General features: G+C 67.0%; 4 protein-coding genes. All 4 read right to left on the bottom strand.

Annotated elements, in window-relative coordinates; translation table 11 throughout:
• The coding region (locus I6U14_RS07240) for a V-type ATP synthase subunit B (protein WP_296898087.1) at positions 1-1,236 on the bottom strand (1,236 nt) is incomplete at its 3' end.
• A 358-nt stretch (positions 1,237-1,594) separates the two neighbouring features.
• Complete coding sequence (locus I6U14_RS07235) at positions 1,595-2,029, bottom strand: transporter substrate-binding domain-containing protein (protein WP_296898086.1); 435 nt, start codon at positions 2,027-2,029, stop codon at positions 1,595-1,597.
• 533 nt (positions 2,030-2,562) lie between these two features.
• Complete coding sequence (locus I6U14_RS07230; protein ID WP_296898084.1) at positions 2,563-5,688, bottom strand: efflux RND transporter permease subunit; 3,126 nt, start codon at positions 5,686-5,688, stop codon at positions 2,563-2,565.
• Positions 5,689-5,694: 6 nt separating this feature from the next.
• The coding region (locus I6U14_RS07225) for an efflux RND transporter periplasmic adaptor subunit (RefSeq protein WP_296898082.1) at positions 5,695-6,585 on the bottom strand (891 nt) is incomplete at its 5' end.

The raw sequence follows: 6,585 nt of genomic DNA, 5'->3' as shown, positions 1-6,585 counted from the left end.
CTCCAGCGGCAGGCTCACGTCGATGTCCATGAAGCGCTCGCGGAACAGTTCGCCGAAGCGCAGCAGCTTGTGGTCGAAGTCGCTCAGGTCGAAGGCCATTGCCTGCTTCTGCTGGGCGTCCCGGGCGCCGGAGTAGAAGCGGATCATGGTGTTCATGACCTGGCCGTGGTCCTCGCGCGTGACCTTGCCGATAACGTGCTGCTTCAGGCGGGACAGGCTGCCGAAGGGGTCCAGCACGCCGTCATGCAGGTAAAACTGCCCCTCGGTGATGTAGCCGGTGTTGTCCGGCACCGGATGCGTCACGTCGCCGCCCGGCATGGTGGTGACCGTCAGGATGGTCAGGGAGCCGCCCTCGCGATAGTCGGCGGCCTTCTCGTAGCGGCGCGCCATCTGCGAGTACAAGTCGCCCATGTAGCCTCGGTTGGACGGCACGGACTCCATGGCGATGCCGACTTCCTTCATGGCATCGGCATAGGCGGTCATGTCCGTCAGCAGCACGAGCACGCGCTTGCCTTCTTCCAGCGCGAACTTCTCCGCCACAGCCAAGGCCATGTCCGGCACCAGCAGTCGCTCCACCACCGGGTCCGCGGACAGGTTCACGAACATCACCGTCCGCGGGAAGATGCCGGCGTCCTCGAAGGCACGGCGGAAGTAGTAGTAATCGTCGAAGATCAGGCCCAGGCCGCCGAAAACGATGATGTCGGCGTCCGCCTGGATACCGATGCGTGCGAGGAGCTGGTTGTACGGCTCGCCGGCGACCGAGAAGATCGGGATCTTCTGGCTCTCGGCGAGGGAGTTGAAGACGTCGATCATCGGCACATCCGTGCGGATCATCTTCGAGGCCAGCACACGCCTTGCCGGATTGACCGACGGGCCGCCGGTGGCCACCTTGGGCTCGGCGGTGAGCTCCGGCCCAGTGTCGAGCAGGTCGCCATCGCCGCGGAAGACCCGGCCGAGGATGTTGGCCGAGTAGGTGGCGCGCATGGAATGCCCGAGAAACTGCACCGTCGACGACGTCGAAACACCCTTGGTACCGGAGAAGACCTGTAACGACGCGACATCGCGGTCGATGCGGATGACCCGCGCCAGGGAGCGGAAGCCGTCCACACCCTCCACCAGGGCAAGATCATCATAGGCAATGGACGGGGCGTCCTGTCCGACGGCCCCGATCCGAACCTTGAGAATATCCCCGACGATCTCGATGACATCGGTGTAGCGGGTCAGCGTCTGGGCCATAAAGCCTCCTTCGCCGCGCTCATGGGAATGGACACGCGGGAATGCACACGCGCGCGCAACCTGCAAAACAGCGTTGACCGCGCATTTTTCGGAAACGCGCATTCGCTGGCGTTTGCGCCGCGCCGAAGCACAAGTGGCGGCGAGGCTATACAGGTCGCGGATGCCGGTCAAGGCAGCTGAGCGGCTGACCGACGGCGCGGTCGGTGAATGCAAAACGACCGTCGCCTTGCACCTCGGGGAGATCCCTATTGAAAGCGATCGCTGCACAGGATTGATCTTATGCGTAGCGCACTCAGCAGCTCGATCTGGCTCGGGTATAACAGCTCAGTATTCGGCGCCGAGATACTGATCGAGGATCCTAATCCACTCCTCGGAGCGGATCACGTCGAGCACCGCGGCGCTCGGCGAGCCAGATCAGTACCCCGACGGCCACCACCAATGTCAGCAGCGCGGCGACGACGGCCAGGAAGGCGGGGGACAGGAAGCGCTTGACCACCTGAAACAGGCTGGTACTGCGAAGCGGCACGGCGACGGCGAGTCCGGCGGTGTGAAAGGGGTGCGAGAAGTCCATGACCTGCTCGCGGTCGCTGGTGATGGTCAGCGCTGCCGCGCCGGCGTCGATGCGCCCTGCAACCACGGCATCGAGCATCTCTTTGAGCCCCAGCTGGGTATAACGGAAGTCATAGCCGTTGCGCTCGCTGATCCGACCCCAGAGCGCGATGGCGATGCCCGACCACTGGCCGTCGTCGGACTTGATCGCAAACGGCGGCGGGTGGCGGGTGGCTATGGTCATCGGCTCCGTGTGGGCCGGCTCGGTTGCTCCCGCGGCCGTCCCTGCTTCGCTGGTCTCTGGCTGGGCAACGAGCGGGTCGGCGCCGCCGAGTACGAACAACGCGACCAGCCAGGTGATGGGGGATCTCATCGGCAACTACGGGCTTCAAGACCGCGCCAGCCTAGCACTGGGGCTGGACTGGCGGCGCGGCCGGCCGCGCGTCCCGAGGGGTGCTCCGCTATCCGGATTCGTGAGCACACCATTGGCTGCTGTGGGAGCGGCCTCTGGCCGCGACGGCTTTCAGAGCCATGGCAGCTGCGTGTCGCGGCAAGGATGCCGCTCCCACATCGAAGGGTCGCCGTGGGAGCGGCCTTCCTGCCGCGATGGGCATCGCGGCGCTCTGGAAGTCGTCGCGGCAGGGATGCCGCTCCCACAGATCGACATCCCGCCCCCTGGTGCCGGCGCCGCGGCCCTAGGACGCTTTGTTGTCGTCTTGTCGGGCTTGGTTGCTCAGCCCGATTTTACGGCGGATGCCCGCGCTCGCGGGGGCCGGATCAGGTCTCCGCCGCGGCGGCGGCCGCGGATCCGCCGCCTTTGACCCGCTCGCGCAGGCTCTGCACGAAGACGTAGAGCGGCGGGATGATGATGATCCCGAGGATGGTCGCCGCGAGCATGCCGCCAAACACCACAACACCGAGCGAGATCTGGCTCGCCGCACCAGCGCCGGTTGCCAGCAGCAGCGGCAGCATGCCGAGAATGAAGCTGAACGCGGTCATGAGCACGGCGCGGAAGCGGATGCTCGCCGCATCGGCCGCCGCCTGCTGGATGGGGCGTCCTTCCTCGCGCAGCTGCTTGGCGAACTCGACGATGAGGATCGCGTTCTTGCTCGCCAGGCCGATCAACATTACCAGGCCGATCTGGGTGTAGACGTTGTTGTCCAGCCCCACCGCCCAGGTGGCGGCGAGACCGCCGGCGCCGGCGATGACCACGGACAGGATGACCGACGTAGGCACGGTCCAGCTCTCGTACTGGGCGACCAGGAACAGGTAGACGAACAACAGCGCCAGTGCCAGCACGATGGCCGCCTCGCCGCCGGCCTGCACCTCCTGGAAGGTCGTCCCGCTCCAATCGATGGCGTAGCCGGCGGGCAGATTGTCGCGCTCGATCTCCCGCAGGGCAGTGATGCCCTCGCCGGTGCTGCCGGTGGGTGTCACGTTTAGGCTCGCGGCACGGAACATGTTGAAGCGCCGCGTGCTCTCAGGGCCGAGCACCGGCTCAACCGTCACCAGGGAGGCCAGCGGCACCATCTGGCCGCGGTTGTTGCGCACATGCAGCTTGGAGAGGTTCTCCGGGCTCATCCGAAACGGCGCGTCGGCCTGCATGAAGACGCGGAAGGTGCGCCCGAAGAGGTTGAAGTCGTTGACGTACAGCGAGCCCAGATTCGCCTGCAGGGTCAGGAACAGGTCCGAGATGGGCACCCCCATGGTCTCCGCGCGCTTGCGGTCGATGTCGAGGAACAGCTGCGGCGTGCGGGCGCTGAAGGTGGAGAAGGCGCGCTGGATCTCCGGGCTCTGGCTGGAGTTGATCAGGAAGCCCTGAAGGGTTTGCGCCAGCTCCTCCGGCGAGCGGCCGGCGAGGTCCAGCAGCTCCGCCTCGATGCCGCCGGCGGTACCGAGGCCCTGAATCGGCGGCGCCGCGAAGGCGAACACCGTCGCCTGCGGGATGGACAGCAGCTTGGGCTGCACCCGCGCCAGCACGGCGTCAGACGTGGACTGAGGCCCGGGCCGGTCGTCCCAGTGCTTGAGCACGGCGATGGCAAGGCCGCCGCTGGAGCGCACGCCCGCGAGCAGGCTGAACCCGGCCACCGTCAGCACGTGGTCCACCTCCTCTTCGGCGGCAAGGGTCTGCTGTACCTGCTCCAGCACTGCGCCGGTACGGGCCACCGACGACGCGTCCGGCAGGGATACGTCGACGAAGAAGTAGCCCGTGTCCTCGCTCGGGATGAAGCCGGTAGGCACCTTGTCGAACAGCCAGCCTGCGGCGACGCCGCTGGCGACGATGATCAACACCGCGACGATGGAGACCTTGCCGATGCCGGCCACCAGTGCGGTGTAGCCCTTGCGCGTCTTGTCCAGCCCCTTGTTGAACCAGCGCAGCGGGCCGCGCGGCGCGCGCGACGGGCGCAGCAGCAGGCCGCAGAGCGCCGGGCTCAGGGTCAGGGCCACCAGCGACGAGATCGTCACCGCCACCGAGATGGTCACCGCGAACTGCAAGTACAGCTGGCCCGTGATGCCGGGCAGAAAGGCGGTGGGCACGAACACCGCGTACAGCACCAGGGTGGTGGCAACGACCGGCCCGGTGACCTGCTCCATGGCGCGCTTGGCGGCCGCCTTGGCGCCGAGCCCCTCCTCGTCGATCAGGCGCTGGGTGTTCTCCACTACGACGATGGCATCATCCACGACGATGCCGATGGCAAGGATCACCGCGAACATGGACACCGTGTTGATGGACAGGCCAGCCGCCAGCAGAATCGCGAAAGTGCCGACGATGGAGACCGGAATCGCCAGCACCGGCACCAGGGTGGCGCGCCAGTCGCCGAGGAAGACATAGGTCACCAGGATGACCAGCCCCAGCGCCTGGAGCAGGGTGATGACCACGTTGCGCATGCTGATGCGCACGAAGTCCGTGGTGTCGTAGTAGATGGCGTATTCCAGGTCGTCCGGGAAGCGCTCGGCGAGCTGCTCCAGCGTCTCGTAGACGCGATCGGCGGTCTCCAGTGCGTTGGCCCCCGGTCCGAGGTAGATGCCGAGCGCCGCCGTGGGCGCCCCGTCGATCCAGGCATTGGCATCGTAGGTTTGGGCGCCGAGCTCGATGCGGGCGATGTCCCCGAGGCGGATGGTGGAGCCGTCCGGGTTGGTGCGCACCAGGATCTGCTCGAACTCGGACACCTCGGTGAGCCGCCCCTGGGCCTGCAGGCTGTAGGTGAAGGCGCGCCCTTCGTTGCCGGGCGGGGCGCCGAGCCGGCCGACGGCGGCCTGGAGGTTCTGGCGGCGGATGGCGCTCACCACCTCGCCCTCGCTGAGGCCGAGTGCGGTCATCTCCTGCGGGTCCAACCAGACGCGCATGGCGTAATCCAGCGGTCCGAACTGGCTCGCTTCGCCGACACCGGGCAGTCGCGCCAGGGCGTCGCGGATGTTGATCTCCATGTAGTTGGAGAGGAACAGCCGGTCGAAGGTGCCGTTCGGCGATTGCAGGTTTACCGTCAGCAGCATGCTGGTGGACTGCTTGCGCACCGAGACACCCTGCTGGGTCACCTCCGCCGGCAGCGTCGGCAGCGCCAGCGCGACACGGTTCTGCACATTGACCGCCGCGATGTCCGGGTCGGTGCCCACCGCGAAGGTCACATCGAGCCGATACTGCCCGGTGTTGTCGCTGGTGGAGGTCATGTACAGCATGTCGTCGACGCCGTTGACCTCCGCCTCGATGGGGGCGGCGACGGTCTCGGCGACGACTTCGGCATTGGCGCCGGGGTAGAAGCCCTGCACCGACACCTGTGGCGGCACGATGTCCGGGAACTGTGCCACCGGCAGCACACGGATGGCGATGACGCCGGCGATGACGATCACCAGCGAGATGACCATCGCGAAGCGCGCGCGGTTGATGAAGAAGGCGGAGAACATGGCGGCTCAGCCCTCGTCGTACAGCGCTGCTGGATTGGGCTGCACCACCATGCCCGGACGCGCCTTCTGCACCCCTTCCACGATGACTTGCTGTCCCGTCTGCAGGCCGGATTGGACGATCCAGTCGGTATCCACCCGTGCGCCGAGCTCGACGCGGGCAAGCACAACCTCATCCTCCGGCGTCACCACCAGCACGAAGCGCCCGGCCTGGTCCTGCTGCACCGCAATCTGCGGCACCACCATGGCCATCTCCGGCTCGGTCGCGCGGGAGACGACGGTCACGAACTGTCCGGGCAGCAGCAGCTGCTGTTCGTTGTCGAAGCTCGCCCGCACGCGCACCGTATCGGTGGTCGGATCGACCTCAGGATCGAAGAACTCGAAGCGGCCTGGCTCGTCCAGCATGGAATCGTCCGCCAGCCTGACGTAGGGTCGGAATTGATCGGTGCTGTCCTGCATCCGCCGCACGGCGAGCATGGTGCGGTCATTCACCGGGATATTGACGTAAATGGGGTCGAGGCGCACCAGCCGCGCCAGCGGGCCCGACTGGGGGCCGACCACCGCGCCCTCGGCGAAGGCCACCCGGCCGATACGCCCGGTGAACGGCGCCCGGATCTCGGTATAGGTCAGCTCGATCTCGGCGCGCTGGAGGGCCGCCTGCGCGGCATCGCGTGCGGCGCTCGCCTCCTGCTCGGCGGCGATGGCGGCATCGAGCTGCGCCTGGGTGGCGCCGCCGCGCTCGATCAAGGGCTCCAGGCGCTCGCGCTGCAGGCGGGCGTTGGTGAGGGTGGCCGTGGTCCGCTCAAGATCGGCTGGGCGGGCGGTGACGTTAGCCTCGTACGGCTCGCGCTCGATCCGAAACAGCAGGTCACCGGCCTCGACCATCGCGCCTTCATCGAA

It is taken from the genome of Thiohalocapsa sp. (assembly GCF_019695415.1).
GTDB lineage: Bacteria > Pseudomonadota > Gammaproteobacteria > Chromatiales > Chromatiaceae > Thiohalocapsa.
Note: the sequence above shows the minus strand (reverse complement) of the source record. Positions and strands in the feature narration are given on the sequence as shown.

Bases quoted from the DNA above. Each gene is read 5' to 3' on its own strand.
- I6U14_RS07230 (WP_296898084.1), bottom strand. From the start codon at position 5,688: ATGTTCTCCGCCTTCTTCATCAACCGCGCGCGCTTCGCGATGGTCATC.
- I6U14_RS07235 (WP_296898086.1), bottom strand. From the start codon at position 2,029: ATGACCATAGCCACCCGCCACCCGCCGCCGTTTGCGATCAAGTCCGAC.